17 protein-coding genes and 1 pseudogene are annotated in these 15,870 nt (G+C 70.2%); 4 read left to right on the top strand and 14 right to left on the bottom strand.

What is annotated here, in order from left to right:
* Window positions 1-104: 104 nt before the first annotated feature.
* From BLQ91_RS12510 to BLQ91_RS12500, 3 genes are all read right to left on the bottom strand, one after another.
* Window positions 105-2,354 (bottom strand): glycoside hydrolase family 95 protein, encoded by a 2,250-nt coding sequence (locus tag BLQ91_RS12510; RefSeq protein WP_090096964.1) that lies wholly within the window; start codon window positions 2,352-2,354, stop codon window positions 105-107.
* A gap of 102 nt (window positions 2,355-2,456) precedes the next feature.
* A complete protein-coding gene (locus tag BLQ91_RS12505; protein WP_090096963.1) occupies window positions 2,457-2,942 on the bottom strand; it encodes a universal stress protein in 486 nt (161 codons plus the stop codon).
* Between the two features lie 13 nt (window positions 2,943-2,955).
* Window positions 2,956-4,479 carry an MFS transporter gene (locus tag BLQ91_RS12500; protein WP_090096962.1) on the bottom strand — a complete coding sequence of 508 codons (1,524 nt, stop codon included), beginning with the start codon at window positions 4,477-4,479 and terminating at the stop codon, window positions 2,956-2,958.
* Between the two features lie 101 nt (window positions 4,480-4,580).
* On the opposite strand from BLQ91_RS12500, the gene BLQ91_RS12495 reads away from it, so the two are divergent.
* Entirely contained in the window at window positions 4,581-5,162 is a 582-nt protein-coding gene (locus BLQ91_RS12495) for a TetR/AcrR family transcriptional regulator (RefSeq protein WP_090096961.1), read from the top strand.
* Here BLQ91_RS12495 and BLQ91_RS12490 read toward each other — a convergent pair.
* On the bottom strand, window positions 5,150-5,740 hold the full coding sequence (locus tag BLQ91_RS12490; RefSeq protein ID WP_090096960.1) for a short chain dehydrogenase: 591 nt from the start codon (window positions 5,738-5,740) through the stop codon (window positions 5,150-5,152). The genes BLQ91_RS12495 and BLQ91_RS12490 overlap by 13 nt on opposite strands.
* Window positions 5,741-5,809: 69 nt before the next feature.
* Here BLQ91_RS12490 and BLQ91_RS12485 point away from each other — a divergent pair, with 69 nt between their 5' ends.
* The gene (locus tag BLQ91_RS12485) at window positions 5,810-6,667 is read left to right on the top strand and encodes a LysR family transcriptional regulator (protein ID WP_090097226.1); all 858 of its coding nucleotides are present in this window, start codon (window positions 5,810-5,812) and stop codon (window positions 6,665-6,667) included.
* A 4-nt stretch (window positions 6,668-6,671) separates the two neighbouring features.
* Here the strand turns inward: BLQ91_RS12485 and BLQ91_RS12480 are convergent, their stop codons facing one another.
* The 3 genes from BLQ91_RS12480 to BLQ91_RS40235 form a co-directional block, all read right to left on the bottom strand.
* Window positions 6,672-8,264: a PucR family transcriptional regulator gene (locus tag BLQ91_RS12480; protein WP_090097225.1), complete on the bottom strand. Its 1,593-nt coding sequence runs from the start codon at window positions 8,262-8,264 to the stop codon at window positions 6,672-6,674.
* A 185-nt stretch (window positions 8,265-8,449) separates the two neighbouring features.
* Window positions 8,450-8,614 (bottom strand): hypothetical protein, encoded by a 165-nt coding sequence (locus BLQ91_RS41250; RefSeq protein ID WP_176959706.1) that lies wholly within the window; start codon window positions 8,612-8,614, stop codon window positions 8,450-8,452.
* Window positions 8,615-8,834: 220 nt separating this feature from the next.
* Window positions 8,835-9,362 (bottom strand): hypothetical protein, encoded by a 528-nt coding sequence (locus tag BLQ91_RS40235; protein WP_143022612.1) that lies wholly within the window; start codon window positions 9,360-9,362, stop codon window positions 8,835-8,837.
* A 99-nt stretch (window positions 9,363-9,461) separates the two neighbouring features.
* On the opposite strand from BLQ91_RS40235, the gene BLQ91_RS41245 reads away from it, so the two are divergent.
* Complete coding sequence (locus BLQ91_RS41245; protein ID WP_176959705.1) at window positions 9,462-9,620, top strand: hypothetical protein; 159 nt, start codon at window positions 9,462-9,464, stop codon at window positions 9,618-9,620.
* Between the two features lie 136 nt (window positions 9,621-9,756).
* Here BLQ91_RS41245 and BLQ91_RS12470 read toward each other — a convergent pair whose 3' ends face one another.
* From BLQ91_RS12470 to BLQ91_RS12440, 7 genes and pseudogenes are all read right to left on the bottom strand, one after another.
* Entirely contained in the window at window positions 9,757-9,987 is a 231-nt protein-coding gene (locus tag BLQ91_RS12470) for a hypothetical protein (protein ID WP_143022611.1), read from the bottom strand.
* A 343-nt stretch (window positions 9,988-10,330) separates the two neighbouring features.
* Window positions 10,331-10,780 carry a hypothetical protein gene (locus BLQ91_RS12465; protein ID WP_143022610.1) on the bottom strand — a complete coding sequence of 150 codons (450 nt, stop codon included), beginning with the start codon at window positions 10,778-10,780 and terminating at the stop codon, window positions 10,331-10,333.
* A gap of 453 nt (window positions 10,781-11,233) precedes the next feature.
* Window positions 11,234-11,532 (bottom strand): annotated as a pseudogene (locus BLQ91_RS42600) (lysine 2,3-aminomutase); the annotation flags it as partial.
* A gap of 194 nt (window positions 11,533-11,726) precedes the next feature.
* Complete coding sequence (menC, locus tag BLQ91_RS12455) at window positions 11,727-12,830, bottom strand: o-succinylbenzoate synthase (RefSeq protein WP_090096956.1); 1,104 nt, start codon at window positions 12,828-12,830, stop codon at window positions 11,727-11,729.
* On the bottom strand, window positions 12,827-13,633 hold the full coding sequence (locus BLQ91_RS12450; protein WP_090096955.1) for a GNAT family N-acetyltransferase: 807 nt from the start codon (window positions 13,631-13,633) through the stop codon (window positions 12,827-12,829). Before BLQ91_RS12450 ends, menC begins: the two co-directional genes overlap by 4 nt.
* Window positions 13,630-14,694 carry a M20 family metallopeptidase gene (locus BLQ91_RS12445; RefSeq protein WP_218130248.1) on the bottom strand — a complete coding sequence of 355 codons (1,065 nt, stop codon included), beginning with the start codon at window positions 14,692-14,694 and terminating at the stop codon, window positions 13,630-13,632. The genes BLQ91_RS12450 and BLQ91_RS12445 overlap by 4 nt, the downstream gene beginning before the upstream one ends.
* A complete protein-coding gene (locus BLQ91_RS12440) occupies window positions 14,694-14,888 on the bottom strand; it encodes a hypothetical protein (protein WP_090096953.1) in 195 nt (64 codons plus the stop codon). The genes BLQ91_RS12445 and BLQ91_RS12440 overlap by 1 nt, the downstream gene beginning before the upstream one ends.
* Window positions 14,889-15,122: 234 nt before the next feature.
* Here BLQ91_RS12440 and BLQ91_RS12435 point away from each other — a divergent pair, with 234 nt between their 5' ends.
* Window positions 15,123-15,854 (top strand): ABC transporter ATP-binding protein, encoded by a 732-nt coding sequence (locus BLQ91_RS12435; RefSeq protein ID WP_090097224.1) that lies wholly within the window; start codon window positions 15,123-15,125, stop codon window positions 15,852-15,854.
* Window positions 15,855-15,870: the final 16 nt, after the last annotated feature.

Below are 15,870 nucleotides of genomic sequence, written 5' to 3'. Positions count from 1 at the left end.
AGGTGTGGGCACCCCACCGGAAGGCCTTGCCGTAGGCCGAAGGGGCTCGGCTTCGCCGTCGCTTCGGCCTCGCGCCGGGGTGCTCCTCGCCTCCGGTTTCGCGGTTAGGGGCGCAGGGTTGTGGACTCGCCCGTTCGCAGGGTGATCCGCCGTCGCCGGGTGCCGAAGCGCACCTCGGTTTCCGTGCCGCCCACGCTTCGGATGGTCGCGCTGGTGACCTCGCCGTCCTTCCACACCATGTCCACCGAGAAGCCGCCGCGTGCGCCGATGCCGGTGGCCGAGCCCGTCCCCCACGCCGAGGGCAGTGCGGGGAGCAGCTCGATCACGCCGGGGCGGGAGTACAGCAGCATTTCCAGCATGGCGGCGGGAGCGCCGAGGTTCGCGTCGATCTGAAAGGCCGAGCTGTCGCCGAAGCTGTACATGTCGAAGAAGTTCGGGGCTGTGCCGTTCGCGTTGTCGATCGACGGGCGGAGGACCTTCTGGATGAGCTCGTAGGAGCGGTCGGCGTCTTTCAGGCGGGCCCAGCAGGCCGCTCGCCAGGCGAGGCCCCAGCCGAAGCTCTCCGTGCCCCGGCTGATCAGGTGCTGCCGCACGCCGTCGAGCAGGGCGGCGGGGGAGTCGTCGTGGTTGATGCGGTCGCCCGGGAAGAACCCGACCAGCCCGGAGAGGTGGCGGTGGGTGGTCTCGCCCAGGTCGTCGGGGGACATCCACTCCTGCAGCACGCCGGTCTTCGGGCTCACCTCCGGAAGGCGCAGGCGGTCTCGCAGGGCTGTGATCTTGCGGCCGTAGGGCTGGTCTCGGCGCAGGACGTCGGTGGCGGTGCGGTACTTGCCGAAGAGGTGGTGCACGAGCTCCTGGGTGTAGGTGATGCCACGGGCGTCCTGCGGGCCGTGTTCCGGTGACCAGTCGTGGTCGTCGACCAGGCCCTGCGGGGTTTCGACGAGGCGGGCCTCCCAGAACTCGCACGCACCCTTGAGCAGTGGGTAGATCCTGGCCAGGTAGTCGCGGTCGAGGGTGTACTCGTAGTGCTCGTAGAGCGACATGCACAGCCAGGCGTTGCCGCCGGGGTGCCACCACCAGCCGCTGCCGCCGTGGATGTTGGTGGAGAAGGCGACTGCCCAGCCCGCCACGCGGTCGTTGGTGTTGCGGAACCTGTTGCGGGGGTCCTGGAACACCGACCGGGTGGTGCCGGTCCACGCCGGGAGCTGGGCGGCGCAGTAGTTCGCGAGGGCTTCGAACGTGTCGGACAGGGCCGCTCGGTCGGCCAGCCAGTAGTTCATCTGGATGTTGATGTCGGTGTGGTGGTCGCTGCGCCAGGCGGGCTCGTTGTCCGACAGCCACAGGCCCTGCAGGGTGATCGGCAGGGTGTCGCGTGAGCCGGTGATGGCCAGGTAGCGGCCGAACTGGAGGTAGCTCGCCTCCAGTTCGGGGTCCGGGGTCGTGCCGGCCGCCCTCGCCCGCAGGCGGGTCCACGTGTCCATCTCGCGCTGGGCGTCGGTGGAACGGCCGAGGTCGAGCTCTTGGCGGTCGTACCTCTCGCGGTAGTCGGCCACGTGCGTGCGGACCAGGTCGTCGGGCCTGGCTCGGACGGCTGCCTTCCGCAGGGCGGTCCGGGCCGGTTCGGCCTGCGGGTCGAGGAAGCCGGTCGCGGCGTCCGGGACGTAGTTGGTGCCGCCGGAGAACAGGACGACGAGGTCCGAGCAGCCGGTGAAGGTCAGCTTCGTGCCGTCGACCGCGACTGTCCCGTCCGGGCTGAACGCGGTGACGACGCCGCTGTACGCGAGCTCGTTCGCAAAGGAGCCGCTGAAGACGGCGGCGGTGTGCGTGGCGTCGCCGGCGGTCGGTTCGCCGTGGGCGCCGGTCAGGGTGACGGTGCCGGACTGGTCCGGGCCGGTGAGGCGGACGACCACCACGTCGTCCGGGTGGCTCGAGAACATCTCGCGGCGGTACCGCTTGCCGCCGTGCGAGTACTTCGTGGTGACCAGGCCGTTGCTGAGGTCCAGCTCGCGGCGGTAGCCGGTGGCGCCGGCGTGGGACGGCATCTCGACGTGGAGCCTGGCGAGCAGCGAGAACGTGCCGAAGTGCGTGGAGTCGTAGGGGAGCTGGCCGTCGCCGTCGGGGGTGTCGTTGAGGTCGCCGGTCCAGAGGGTGACGTCGGTCAGGTACAGGAAGTCCTTCTCGACGCCGCCGCCGACCAGGGCGCCGAGGCGGCCGTTGCCGATCGGCAGGCCCTGCTCGATGATCTTCGCCTCGTCGGCGGGAGCCGGGTACCAGAGCGTGGTCGGGGTGGGGTTGAGGGGGTTGCTCGTCGGCCGTTCGGGGGCGGGGTGCGCGGTGAACGCGGGCAGGACCATGGCCCCCAGTCCTAACGCACGGACTGTCCCGTCCCGGTCAAAGTCGTCCGAGGTGGTGGCTGTGGGGGTGAAACCGGCTTGCCGAGGTAGCGCGTGGCCAGGTCAGGGCACCACGAGCACCGGCCAGTGCCCCGTCTTGACCAGCCGGGTCGCGACCGACCCGGCGAACCGGTGCCCCGCCTGCCGTGACGCCCCGACGACCACCATGTCCGCCCGGCACTGGTCCGCCGAGTCGCGCAGCACCGTGAACGGGTCGCCGAACGCCTTCACGAACGTCACCGGCACGTCCAGTTCCTCGGCGGCGCAACGGGTCTGGTCGCTGAGCTCGGCGTGCAGCCGGGCCGTGGCCTCGTGCTCGAACACCGACGCCACGGCCGGGCTGAACGCCGCCAGGGACGAGTGGCACGCCACGAAGGCGACGACCAGGCGGGCTCCCTGGCGGCGGGCCAGGCCGAAGGCGGCGGCCGCGGCGCGCATCGCCGTGTCCGAGCCGTCGACGCCGACCATGATGGTCCGCGACGACGGCAGGGGAGCGGGACCGAATTCAGCCACTGCGGACTGGAAGGCGTTGGTCGGGCCGGCGCTCATGGTTCCCCCTCGGTCATCGTGCGACCGTTGAGTCTGCTTCCTTCTTCTCGAGGTCGATCGTCGTGCGCAACGTGATCGGCTTGAGGAGCAGCGCCGCGATGATGCCGACGACGCCGACCGCGGCGGAGATCAGGAAGATGTGGGCCGTCGCGTCGCCGTAGACGGTGTGCACGACCGTCTGGACCTGGGGCGGCAGTGCCTGCAGGTTCAGGGCGCTGGTGCTGCCGGTCGACTGGCCCGCCGGCACGCGCAGCGCGGCGGAGAGGTCGGCGGTGACGCGGTTGGCGAGGACGGCGCCGAGCACCGAGACGCCGATCGTGCCGCCGAGCGAGCGGAAGAACGTGACGGTCGCGCTCGCGGCGCCCAGTTCGCTCAACGGCACGCTGTTCTGCACGGCCAGCACGAGGTTCTGCATCGTCATGCCGACGCCGACGCCCACGACGGCCATCGCGACGCCGACGATCCACAGCGCGGTGGCGTGGTCGACGAAGCCCAGGCCCAGGAAGCCGAGCACCAGGATGATCGTGCCCGCGACGATGTACGGCTTGATCCTGCCGGTGCGGCTGATCATGCGGCCGGAGACCGTGGACGACACCAGCACGCCCGCCATCATCGGGATGGTCAGCAGACCCGCCTCGGTCGGGGAGTAGCCGCGGCCGATCTGGAAGTACTGGCCGAGGAACACCGCGCCGCCGAACATGGCCATGCCGACCGCGAGGCTCGCGATGATCGCCAGGGCAGGGGTGCGGCGGGCGACGATGTGCAGCGGGACCACGGGTTGCTCGACCCGCAGCTCCACGGCGATCGCGACGCCGAGCAGTGCGACACCGGAGCCGACCATCGCGGCGGTCTGCCACGACAGCCAGCCGAACGAGGTGCCGACGAACGAGACCCAGACCAGCAGCACGCTCACGCCGGCGGCGATCAGGACGGCGCCGAGGTAGTCGATCTCGACGTTCTCGCGGCGCGCGGTCTCCAGCTTCAAGGTCGCCTGCAGCACGCCGAACGCCAGCGCGGCGATCGGCACGGCGACCCAGAAGCACCAGCGCCAGCCGAGCCACGACACGTCGACGATCAGGCCGCCCAGCAGCGGGCCGCCGACCGTCGCGACGGCCATGACCGCGCCGAGGTAGCCGTTGTAGCGGCCCCGATCGCGCGGCGGGATGATCGCGGCGATCACGACCTGCACCAGCGCCTGCAGACCGCCGACGCCGAGGCCCTGGAACGCGCGGGCGGCGATGAGCTGCCCGGTGTCCTGCGCGAAGCCGCTGAGCAGCGAGCCGATCACGAAGATCACGATCGCGGCCTGCACCAGCGTCTTCTTGTTGAACAGGTCGGCGAGCCTGCCCCAGATCGGGGTCGTGGCCGTCGCCGTGAGCAGGGTGGCGGTGACCACCCAGGTGTACTGCGTCTGCGTGCCGTTCAGCGAGCCGATGATCCGCGGCAGCGCGGTGGAGACCACCGTGGAGCTGACCATGGCCACGAACAGCGCGAGCAGCAGTCCGGACAGCGACTCGAGCACCTGCCGGTGCCCCATCGCCCGAGTCTCGATCGTCACGTCCGCCCCTTCGTCGCCCTAATTCTTGCGCGGTGTGCAAATTTGCGCAATGAGCAACTTACACCGCTACGCTGACCCGCATGGAGACCCCCAGCACGCTGCGCGAGCAGAAGAAGGCGGTGACCAGGCGGGCGCTGGCCGGCGCGGCCCTGCGGCTCGCGGTGGAACGCGGGCTCGACGGGGTGACGGTCGAGGACATCGCGGACGAGGCAGGGGTGTCCCGCAGGACGTTCTCCAACTACTTCGCGAGCAAGGAGGATGCGGTGCTGGACGCGGACCGCGACCGGCTCAGGGCGCTGATCTCGCTCGTCGAGGCGCGGCCGGCGGACGAGGAGGCGTGGCAGGCCCTGCGCGCGTCCACGGCCGAGCTGTACCGCGTCCGGCCGCTCCCGGACGTCGAGTGGATGGCCCAGCTGCGGCTGTTGCGCCGGCACCCGTCACTGCTCGCGCGACAGGCAGGCGGTCAAGTGGCGCTCGAACGCGACCTGACCGCCGCGCTGGTCCCGCGCGAGCCGGACGAGGAGGTCGCCCGGCTGATGGCGGCGACGTTCCTCACCACGATCCGCACCGGCATCGGGCTGTGGCTCGAAGGAGCCGGGGAGCAGCAGCTGCCCGACCTGGTGGACCGCCTGCTGAGCAGGGTGCGGGTTCAGGGCACGTAGACCTGCCCGGTCTGCCGGCCCTCGATCGAACGGACGTACGCCCGCGCGACGTCGGCCAGCGGCACCGGCTTCATGCCGGGGAAGTAGTCGCCGTAGACGTCGAGCGCCTCGGTGAACACGGTCGGGCTCACGGCGTTGATCCGCTGCGGTGCGATCTCGATGGCGGCCGCCCGCACGAACGCCTCGACGGCGCCGTTGGCCAGTGAGGCGGCGGCGCCCGTGACGACCGGTTCGCGGGCGAGCACGCCGGTGATCAGCGTGAACGACTCGGTGACGTGCGCGAGCCCTTCCCGCACGAGTGCGACCTGCGACAGCACCTTCCCGGTCAGCCCGGCCTGGTGGTCCGCGATCGTCAGGTCGCGCAACGGCTTGAACGGCACGTGCCCGGCGGCCGACGCGACGGCGTCCACCTGCCCCGCCGTCCGGTAGAGCTCGGCGACCTGCGCCGGGTCGGTGACGTCGAACCGCAGATCGCCTCCGGTGCGCGCGACGGTCACGACGTCGTGCTTGCGTTCGGCGAGCGCCTGGTGGACGGCGGTGCCGAGCAGGCCGGTGGCTCCTACGAGCAAAATCCTCATGCCGTCGACGCTAGGTCCGCTCGCGGTGCCTGTGAAATGCCGTTCGTGCAGCACTTATGATCGGTGGTCATGAATGTGGAGCTGCGCCACCTGCGGGCCCTCGCCGCGATCGGCGACCACCGGTCGATCACCGCGGCCGCGCGGGCGCTGCACGTCACGCAGCCCGCGCTCTCCCGGACGCTGGAGCAGCTGGAACGGCGCCTCGGCGTGCGGCTCGTCGACCGCACGACCCGGCACGTCGCCCTGACTGACCCCGGGCGGCGGCTGTGGGAGCACAGCCACCGCATCCTCACCTCGCTCGACTCGGCGCTGGCGGAGGCCGTCCAGCCGCAGCCGATCAGGCTGACGTTCGCGTGGGCCGCGCTCGGCCGGTTCACGATCCCGTTCCTGCGGGAGTGGCGCGCGGAGCACCCGGACGTCCTCGTGCGCATCCGGCAGGCCGACGACCCCGAGGCGGCGTTGCGGCGCGGCGAGGCCGACGTGGCCGTCCTGCGCACCGAACCCGCCGGCACGGGCCTCGGTCACGTGGCGCTGGTCGAGGAACCGCGGATCGCGGCGGTCGCGGACGACCACCCGCTCGCGTCCCGGGAAGCCCTCGTGCTGGACGACCTCGTGGGTGAATGCGTCGCGGTGTGCGAGACGGCGGCGACCACCAGCGCCGACCTCTGGCCCGCGGGCGCACGGCCGCGGACGGTGGACGTGCCCGGCGTGGTCGAGTGGCTGACCTCCATCGCGACCGGCACGACCGTCGGCGTCACGGCGGCGGGCACCCGTCACCACCACCCGCAGCCCGGCATCACCTACCTGCCGCTGACCGACGCCGAGCCCGTCTCCGTGCACCTGGCGTGGCCGGCCGGGGCGGCGCACCCGTCGACGGAGGCGTTCGTGGCCCTGGCACAACGGCACATGCGGACGTCCCAGCCCTGACGGGTCAGCGGTCCGGCCGCCACAACCGCAGCTGCAGCATCGCCGCGAACCGCGCGTTCGGGTCGCCCAGGTCGATCCCCCCGACCTCCGACAACCGCCGCAGCCGGTACCGGAACGTGTTGGGGTGCACGAACACGGCGGCGGACGCGGCCGCCACGTCCCCGAACGCGTCCAGCCACGCGGAGAGCGTCTCGACCAGGCACGCGTTGTGCTTGCGGTCGTACGCGATCAGCCGCGCGACGGGCCCGGTCAGGGTGTCCCCGCGTTCGGCGATCAGGTCCGACAGCTCCAGCAACAGCCCCTCGCTGTGCACATCGGACACCCGCGCGACCGGACGTGAGGCCCGTCCGGCCCGCAACACCCGCAGCACCAGGTCGGCGCCGGCCCGCGAGCGCGACAGCGTCAGGCCGTCCGACACCTCGCCCACGCCGACGAGCACCTGGTTGCCGATGCGGGTGCGGAAGTCGGCCGCGATCCGCAACGCCCGGTCCTCGGACTCCGCCGGCAGGATCGCGTAGGCGACGTCACCGATCAACGCGGCCGCCGCGCGCGGGTGCACGGCCGTGAGGTGCATGGCGAGCGCGTCGGCGACCTGCTGGCGTTCGGCGAGGAGACGGGCGTGTGCGGCCGGGTCGTCGCCGTGCGAGTGGGCCAGGGCCAACGCGAGCACCACGCACGCCTGGTCGGCGAGTCCGAGACGCCGGACCGCCTCCGCCGCGCCCGGACCGCCCTCCACCGCGGTCGACACCAGGTCGGCGCGCAGCCGCCGTTCGACGTCGGCGCCCGCCCGCTGGCGCATCATGTGCAGTGCCACGAGCTTGGCCGCGTCGCGGAAGGCCGCGGAGCTGTCGGGGGAGAGCGGGGAGCGGACGGCGGCCCAGATCGAGCCGAGGAACTCGTCGCCCGCGCGGACCGCCACGGCGACACGGGGGAGGCAGAACGTGCCGTCGTCGGCGGGCAGGCCCTCGATGGTGACGGGCTCGTCGCTGCGGTAGAGCTGCTGGAACACCCCGCGCGCCTCCAGCAGCTGGGAGAAGCGCGCCGGCACCCGCCTGCCCAGGATCGTCTCGACGCGCGACGCGTCCGCCTCGTCCTGGCGGCCGGAGAACGCGAGGACGCGCGAGCTGCGGTCCTCGATCGTCACCGGGGCGCTGATCAACGACGCCACGGCGTTGGCCAGCGCGAACAGGTCCCCGGCCGGCACGCCGCCGAGGGTCTCGGACGGGCCGACCTCGCCCTCGGCGAGCAGCGAGCGCAGCATCGCCGCGAGCTGGTTCCACGACGCGCCCGGCGCGAGGCCGAGCAGCGCCACCCCGGAGCGGTCGACGGCCGCGGCGACCTCGTCGGTCACCACGACCGGGCCGCGCACGACGAGCGCGGCCGCGTCCTGCTCGCCCAGCAGGTCGAGCAGCCCGGCCGGCTCGCGCACGCCGACGCCCAGCACCAGCGCGGACGGCGGCAGCGCCTGTTCGTCGTCCGGGTCGTGGATCACGACGCCGCCGATGTCCGCGGACCGGCCGGGATCGCCGCGCACGAGGTCGATCAGCGTGGTGCCCAGGTCGTCCAGCACGCGGGTGAGGCCTGTTCGCGGGCTCATGTCCACCACCCCGCCCACCGTCTACAGAGGAATCCCAGTAGTGTTCACTGATTGAAGCCTACTAGCACACCGGCATGTTTAGCCTGGTCAAGTGCCTCTCAGCGATTCCGGATGCCCAAGCATTTTCGCGAAATGGGAGCAGTGTGGGAGCGCGAGTGATGAACACATTCGCGATGGCCAGGTGGTCACCAGGCTTTGCCCGGTCCTTCCGCACTCCAGGACCACCCGCCATCCACTTCCCAGCGGCGCTGGAGTTGTTCGAGCATTCGACTGATCATGGCTTCGGTCACGTGCGAGTGTCGATCATCGGTGGAAGTGCGCTTGTGGCCCAGCCGCTCCAACCTCAGCACGCGTGGCACCTCGTCCTCGATAAGCCAGGTCTCTTGCGTGTGGCGCAGGTCGTGAAAACCACGCCTTCCTTGAGTGAACTCCAGCCGAGCGCCTCGTTGCCCGCGAGTGCAGGCAACCAGGCTCGGAGCCGGAAGTTGCACCGGCGGTGCAAGACACCACGCCTCGTGGTGAAAACGAATTGCGAGTCGGGGTTGCGTTCACGATGAGCGAGCAGTTCGTTCACGAGAAATGGCGGCAGATGGACATCGCGGGCGCTGGCCGGGGCCTTGGGAGGCCCGAGGACGGTTTTGGGTCCTGAACCTGGTGAAGCGCTCCGAACCTCGGATCTACCGTGATACGCGGGTTCGGATCCAGGTAAGTCCTGATCCACTGCAGCCCGGCCGGTTCGCCCCGGCGCAGACCGGTGTAAGCGGCTGTGATCACCATCAATCCGTCGTCAGAGTGCATCCTTCGCGATCGCGTCAACCTCGTCCGTAGTGGCGTGCGGCCGCTCTGGTGAACCTGCGAAGGCGATGCGCAGCTCCGGCATGGGTTCTGACCGATCAGCTTCTCGTCGACCGCCTCGCCGAGGATCTGGGGGAAGAGCGTGAGGATGTCCTGCGCGCTCTTGTCGGCGAGATTGGACCGCAGCGTTTTGTTGACCCAGCCCTTAACCTTGATCCGCTCGATGTCGCAGAGTGCAGTGCCGGACCAGTACGGCAGAATGTGTTTGTGCAGTTGCGATTCGTACTTTGACCAGATTGTCAACGACCAGCGTCGGCAGCACACCTAGCACTGGCTGCTGGAGGTCCGGGTCGAGGTCTGCCGGTCGAGACCCACCCGGACCGCACCGCCAGCCGCGAGGTGATGGACACGCTGTTTGAGCTGGCCAGCGACCACAACATCATCACCCTCTCGCCGCCGCCGTTCACCCAGCGGATCCTGCTGGTCGACCCCTACGGTCACCCCTTCGCCGCCAAGGTCGGCGCGGGCATGGGCGAACCCGAACCGTTCACGCCGCGATAGAGGCAACTGGTGGAGTGCAGGTATTCGAACCTTGCTGTATCCCGGTGTTAGGGGCTGCTCGGCCCGCTCAGGCGGGACATCGCGAACCGCCTGAGCGGGCGCGGAAGCGCATCCTTCAGAGGACGGGTGGCCGAGGTCAGTCTCGGATCATGTTGAACTGGTCGCCGCAGGCCCGTGCCCCGTCGGCATGCGTCGTGCAGACCTGCACCCTGATGCGGTCGACCCCACCGGGCAGATCGGGGTTGCCGATGGTGAAGTTGTAGCTCAGCCCCGCGCTGCTGGTTGTTCTAGTCTCGCTGTCGACCTTCGTGGAACCGGCGAACGCGTCGAAGTGGACGGTGGTGGGGTTGCCGAAGTAGCTCCACACCGAGCCCTGCACTGTCGAGGTCCGGTTGCCCCAGATAACACCGCCCGAAGCGCCCCCGTCGAAGAGACAGCTAGCCGAGCACACCGAGTACGTGTCGTTGGCCCACGCAGCTGAGCTGGGCCCTGCCGATGCGATCCCGGCAGCGAATAGGCCCGACGCCATCGTCACGGTGGTCAGCGCGCCCAGCCTCCGGGCTGCTCGCGACGTCCTTGTCATGTTGCCCTCTCTTGTATCGTCGATTTCTGGGCTTAGATCGACCACCGTCATCCATGGCTGCGACGCGAGCTGACAATCGTTCGTCGCAACAGTGAAGCCCGCACGGATGCAGGCGTCGATGACGTGATCAGTCGCGGATCTCGTTGTATTGCGATCCGCACAGGCGGTCGCCGCCAGCCGTCGAGCACACTTGCACCCTGATGCGGTCAACCCCTCCCGGCAGGTCAGGATTGCCTATGTCGAACCGATAGCTGACGTCACCAGCGCTGCTGCTGCGCGTGGCGCTGTCCACCTTGGTCGATCCAGCGAACGCGTCGAAGTAGACGGTGGTGAAGTCTGCGTAGTGGTTGGTCACTGATCCCTGCACCGTCGCCGTGCGGTTGCCCCAGATGATCCCGCCAACGGCGTACCCCTCGGAACAGGTGACCGAGCAGACCGAGAACGTGTCGTTTGCCCACGCCGTCTTCGTTGTACGGCTCTCTGCTGCCGCGGTGTCAGGAAACGACATCGTTCCAATCGCCACTACGACCAACAACGCTGGAATGGCGGTCACATGTCGCCAGTCATACGTCTTCATCGACACCTCAAGGCCACCACCCTTGGTATTGAATAGCCTTCATTTCGTGCACGACTCGCGCTTGCCCCAAACTGTCCTGGCCGTGCCAGGAGGATGCAAGTCGATTAAACCCCAGTCTGTTGCTTCATGCGTTCCGCCGACTTTTGGACGCAGATATCGCAGCACATACTTCGCACTTTCATCACCCCAGGTCGCCTCCTCGACCATACCCGAGCGCGCCGCTTGCGTGACCGGTCGACAAGCCTTTCACCTGTTCAGCCGATGACTAACCGAACCGTGCAGGTGCCGATTCCGCCGGTGTGGAGGGCGTCGATGGTGCTGTCGTGGCCGTAGGCACCGTCGCCGAAGTCGGGTCTTCGCTCGACGGTGGGGTCTGACCAGTTAAAACATGTCAATGGGGCCGCCTTCGGAAGATGTCCCGAAAGCGGCCCCGTCGTGGCCTGCCAGGTCTGGTCAGTCCATCACGTCTGCCGGCCTCGCCGAGGTGGAGAGCGGGTCGTAGTAGGGGTAGCGGGGGTCCAGTGCCTCGGAGTCTTCGAGTTCGATCCCGGTTCGGTAATTCTTGGTCCAGCAGGAATGCCCGGATCACGGTCGTATTCGGCGAGCTGGTGCACCCACCGCTTCCCGACGTACGGCACGTCGCACACGATCCGCGGCGTCGCGTACCCAGGCAGGTAGCCCATGATCGCGTGCTGCAGCTCCTGCGCCTCCCAGACGGACACCCTCCAGTGCTCGGCGTTGGGGATCATGTCGCCCACACGTCTCGCGAGTGAATGCGCGGGGCATGGCTCTCAGACCGGACAAGGTCGGTGGAGCTGGTCGTCGGCTGTGGGAGCACGACCCGGGAGCAGAACCATGCGTTGAACGTGCCAGTACGTCCCTCAACGAATTCGGACGAAGCTGCACTGACCTGCGAGAGTTGCACTTCCGCAGGTCAGTGCAGCGATCACGCCAGAGGAATCCACTCCGTCTTCACCGTCACCGCGTCCAGGGCGTCCGGCAGCGGCGTCACCCCCAGCCCGGGGCCTGTCGGGACGGTCAGATGGCCGTCGTCGAGCACGAACGGCTCGGTGACGTCCATCGAGTAGTAGCGGTCCGACGCCGAGGTGTCGCCGGGCAGGGTGCAGCCGGGCAACGCCGCGAGCGCCACGTTCGCGGCCCGGCCGATGCCCGTCTCGAGCATCCCGCCGCACCACACCGCGATGTTGTTCGCCGCGCAGACGTCGTGGATGCGCCGCGCCTCCAGGTAGCCGCCGACCCTGCCGGGCTTGACGTTGACGATCTGGCAGGCGCCGAGCCGGATCGCGTCGGCGGCCGAGGACGCCGAGGTGATCGACTCGTCCAGGCAGATCGGCGTCTTCACCACCTTCGCGAGCTCCGCGTGGGCGAGCAGCTCCTCCTCGTCCAGCGGCTGCTCGATCAGCAGCAGGTCGAACGGGTCGAGCTTCGCGAGGTGCCGCGCGTCGCCGAGCGCGTAGGCGGTGTTCGCGTCGACCTGCAGCAGCACGTCCTCGCCGAACCGCTCGCGCACGGCCCGCACCGGCTCGACGTCCCAGCCCGGCTCGATCTTCAGCTTGATCCGGACGTAGCCCTCGTCGAGGTACCCGCCGACCGCGTTCAGCAGTTCGGGGATCGAGTTCATGATCCCGACCGACACGCCGCACGGCACGCGGGCGCGGACGGCGCCCAGCTCACGGCCGAACGACACCCCCCGCTCCCGCAGCTCGGCGTCGAGCACGGCCATCTCCAATGCCGCCTTGGCCATCCGGTGCCCGTGGTACTTCTTCAGGCGCGGCGCCACCGAGATGCCGTCGACGGGACCTGTCAGCGCGGGAACCAGGAACCGCCGCAGCACGTCGGCGCAGCCCTCCAGGTACTCCGAGGAGTACACCGGCTCGGACATGGCGACGCACTCGCCCCAGCCCTCGCCGGAGTCCGTGACGGCGCGCAGCAGCAACAGCTGCCGCACGGTCTGCGTGCCGAACGAGGTGCGGAACGGCGACCTCAGCGGCATCTCGACCCAGCGGATCTCCACCCCGTCCAGCTTCACGAACCACTCCTCTGCACGACGTACCAGCCCGACCTGTCGAACCCGGTGACGCGGGCGCCGGCGGCCAGCAGGCCGCCGAGCACCTCCCGCACGGCGTAACGCCACTCGGTCGCCGCGGCCGGGTTCGCGGCCCGCAGCGCCTCCACGTCCGGCGGCACGGCGACGAGCACCGTGTCCGCGGAGCACACGCCCCGCACCGGCAGGCCGTCCTCGGAGATGCCGAGCCCGACCACCCCGGACGCGCTGACGGTGTGCGGCTGCCCGGCGCACGCGGCGACGACCTCGGGGGCGGCGATCTTCCAGCTGACCAGCAGCCGGTCCGTCTCGCCGCCGCCGTTGATGTCGTCGTCCATGTGGCCGTAGAAGTCGGGCAGGTACTCGGTCGCGCGGGCGGCGAGCTTGCCCAGGTTGAAGTAGGCGTTGCGGCGCACGAGCGGGTCGAACGTCCAGGTGATCTCGCTCAGCCCGCGTTCGAGCGCCCAGGTCCGCTGGTCGAGCTTGAGCGCGTAGCCGACGTTGCGGCCGCGCATGCCCGCCGCCACCCCGGCGATGTGGCTGTGCAGCGCGCCCGCCGCCGGGGGTGAGCAGAAGCCGATGCAGGCACCCACCAGGTCGTCGCCGTCGAACGCGCCCGCGACGTAGCTGCCCGCCTTGGTCATGGCGCGCAGCAGCTCCGCGGTGACCGGGGAAGCGCCGCCCGGTCCGGTCGGCCGCCAGATCGACTCGTACAGCCGCTGCGTGGCGAGGAGCTCCGCGTGGTCCGTGAGCTGCCGGACCACGACGTTCCGGGTCACCAGGGTCATGTCAGCTCCCTCACGAGCGCCGCGAGCAGCTCGGTGCGCGGAGCGATCTCCGACACCAGCACGTGCTCGCTCTCAGCATGCGCTCCTCCGCCGACGGCGCCGAGCCCGTCGAGCGTCGGAACGCCCACGCCCGCCGTGAAGTTGCCGTCCGAGGCACCCCCGACCGCGGCTTGCGCGAGACCCGGCAGCAACGCCGACGCCAGGTCGAACAACGCGGCGGACGCCGACAGCTCGAGCGGCGGGCGGTTCGGGCCTCCCGTCACCTCCACCTTCGCGCCGTCGAGCACCGGTCGCAGCGCCTGGAAGTCCTCGTCGACGCGGAGCTGTTCGGCGGTGGTCCGCACGCGCACGTCGACCATGAACCTCGCCTTCGCGGGAACGGTGTTCGTCGTCGTGCCGGCGGAGACGACGGTCGGCACGACGGTCGTCCCGGTGGCCGGATCGGCCAGCCGGGTGACCGCGAGGACCTGGTGCGCGGCCTCGACCGTGGCGTTCACGCCGCGCTCGGGCTCGAGCCCGGCGTGCGCGGCCCGGCCGTGCAGGGTCACCTCGTACATCGAGGTGCCCTTGCGCTCGGTTTTGAGCGCACCGCCGTCCGCCGACGCTTCGCAGACGAGGACGGCCGCGTGCTCCACGGCCTCGGCCTCGATCAGCCCCCGCGACGACGGCGAGCCGATCTCCTCGTCGCCGGTGATCAGCACCGTGACGCCGTCGGGGGACCCGAGCGACGCGACGGCGTGGAAGATCATCACGACGCCGGTCTTCATGTCGAAGCACCCCGGCCCGCGCAGCACGCCGTCCCGCACGCCGAACGGGATGCGTTCCAGCGTCCCGATGGGCCACACGGTGTCGTGGTGGCCGAGCAGCAGCACCTTGCGCGGCCCGGTGCCCAGCCGCCACCGCAGGTGCGTGCGGCCGTCGAGCACGATCCGCTCGGGCGGCGAGCCGAGCAGCGCGGAGCCCACCTCGGCGGTGACCTCCGCGCTGCGGGCGACGGCGGCCAGGTCGGTGGACGGCGACTCGCAGGTCACGAGCCGCTCGATGTCGTTCAGCAGGTTCATCAGGAGACCTTCGGCGTTGCGCGGACACTCACGTGCACGTACTGCTCCCCGGTGGGCAGCGAGTAGGACACCACGGACGACCGGGTCTTGTCCTCGTCCTCCGGAACAGGAACGTCGAGTCGTCGACCGTGCTCGGCCACCAGTCGCGGCGGGTTCTCCCGCAGCCAGTCGCTGATCTCGTTGAGCTGGGACATCCGCGCCTCATCCACGTCGACGTGACTCCGGTCACCGGCAACGCTAGGGTCGGCGCCCCCGCGCGCACCTCGTCCCGGCCGACGAACCTGACGTCCGCGATCTGTCGGCGCGGACGAAGCCGGTCGCGGGTGGAGCCTGCTCCACCTCCGGCCGGGCAGTCTGCGTGATCGTTCCGCGCGATCGGCGAAATTACGTTCTTCCTCAGGAAGTCGTTGCTGAGCAAGGAGAACGTGATGAGGGCAGACGCGCTGTCGCTGCAGGCGGTGCGGAAGGTGTACGGCTCGGGTGCGGGAGCGGTCACGGCGTTGGACGAGGTGACCGTCGGCATCCGGCGGGGCACCTTCACCGCGGTGATGGGCCCGTCCGGCTCGGGCAAGAGCACCTTCCTGCACTGCGCGTCGGGCATGGACCGGCCGACGTCCGGGCGCGTGCTGCTCGGCGACACCGACCTCGGTGGCCTGAAGGAGGCCGCGCTGACCGCCGTGCGCCGCGACCGGATCGGGTTCGTGTTCCAGGCCTACAACCTGCTGCCGTCGCTGACCGTGGAGCAGAACGTCACCCTGCCGCTGCGCCTCGCCGGCCGGGCCGCCGACCGGCGGTGGCTGCGCGAGGTGGTCGGCAGGGTCGGTCTCGACGGACGGCTCGACCGGCTGCCCGCCGAGCTATCGGGCGGCCAGCAGCAGCGCGTCGCGATCGCCCGTGCCCTGGTGGCGAGGCCCGAGGTGGTGCTGGCCGACGAACCGACCGGCGCCCTGGACTCGCGCACCGCGCACCAGGTCCTGACGCTGCTGCGGTCCGTTGTGGACGACATGGGCCAAACGGTCCTGATGGTCACGCACGACCCGGTAGCCGCTTCTGCCGCGCACAGCGTGCTGTTCCTGGCCGACGGACGGCTGGCGGGCGAGCTCGCCGGGCCGACGCCGGAGCGCGTGGCCGAGCGGATGACGCACCTGGGGGAGTGGTGAGCGTGCTGAACCTGAC

Source organism: Lentzea jiangxiensis, from assembly GCF_900104175.1.
Lineage (GTDB): Bacteria > Actinomycetota > Actinomycetes > Mycobacteriales > Pseudonocardiaceae > Lentzea > Lentzea jiangxiensis.
Note: the sequence above shows the minus strand (reverse complement) of the source record. Positions and strands in the feature narration are given on the sequence as shown.

Coding starts and splice junctions, on each gene's coding strand:
- BLQ91_RS12510 (WP_090096964.1), bottom strand. CDS start 2,354: ATGGTCCTGCCCGCGTTCACCGCGCACCCCGCCCCCGAACGGCCGACG.
- BLQ91_RS12505 (WP_090096963.1), bottom strand. CDS start 2,942: ATGAGCGCCGGCCCGACCAACGCCTTCCAGTCCGCAGTGGCTGAATTC.
- BLQ91_RS12500 (WP_090096962.1), bottom strand. CDS start 4,479: ATGGGGCACCGGCAGGTGCTCGAGTCGCTGTCCGGACTGCTGCTCGCG.
- BLQ91_RS12495 (WP_090096961.1), top strand. CDS start 4,581: ATGGAGACCCCCAGCACGCTGCGCGAGCAGAAGAAGGCGGTGACCAGG.
- BLQ91_RS12490 (WP_090096960.1), bottom strand. CDS start 5,740: ATGAGGATTTTGCTCGTAGGAGCCACCGGCCTGCTCGGCACCGCCGTC.
- BLQ91_RS12485 (WP_090097226.1), top strand. CDS start 5,810: ATGAATGTGGAGCTGCGCCACCTGCGGGCCCTCGCCGCGATCGGCGAC.
- BLQ91_RS12480 (WP_090097225.1), bottom strand. CDS start 8,264: ATGAGCCCGCGAACAGGCCTCACCCGCGTGCTGGACGACCTGGGCACC.
- BLQ91_RS41245 (WP_176959705.1), top strand. CDS start 9,462: ATGGACACGCTGTTTGAGCTGGCCAGCGACCACAACATCATCACCCTC.
- BLQ91_RS12465 (WP_143022610.1), bottom strand. CDS start 10,780: ATGAAGACGTATGACTGGCGACATGTGACCGCCATTCCAGCGTTGTTG.
- BLQ91_RS12450 (WP_090096955.1), bottom strand. CDS start 13,633: ATGACCCTGGTGACCCGGAACGTCGTGGTCCGGCAGCTCACGGACCAC.
- BLQ91_RS12445 (WP_218130248.1), bottom strand. CDS start 14,694: ATGAACCTGCTGAACGACATCGAGCGGCTCGTGACCTGCGAGTCGCCG.
- BLQ91_RS12440 (WP_090096953.1), bottom strand. CDS start 14,888: ATGTCCCAGCTCAACGAGATCAGCGACTGGCTGCGGGAGAACCCGCCG.
- BLQ91_RS12435 (WP_090097224.1), top strand. CDS start 15,123: ATGAGGGCAGACGCGCTGTCGCTGCAGGCGGTGCGGAAGGTGTACGGC.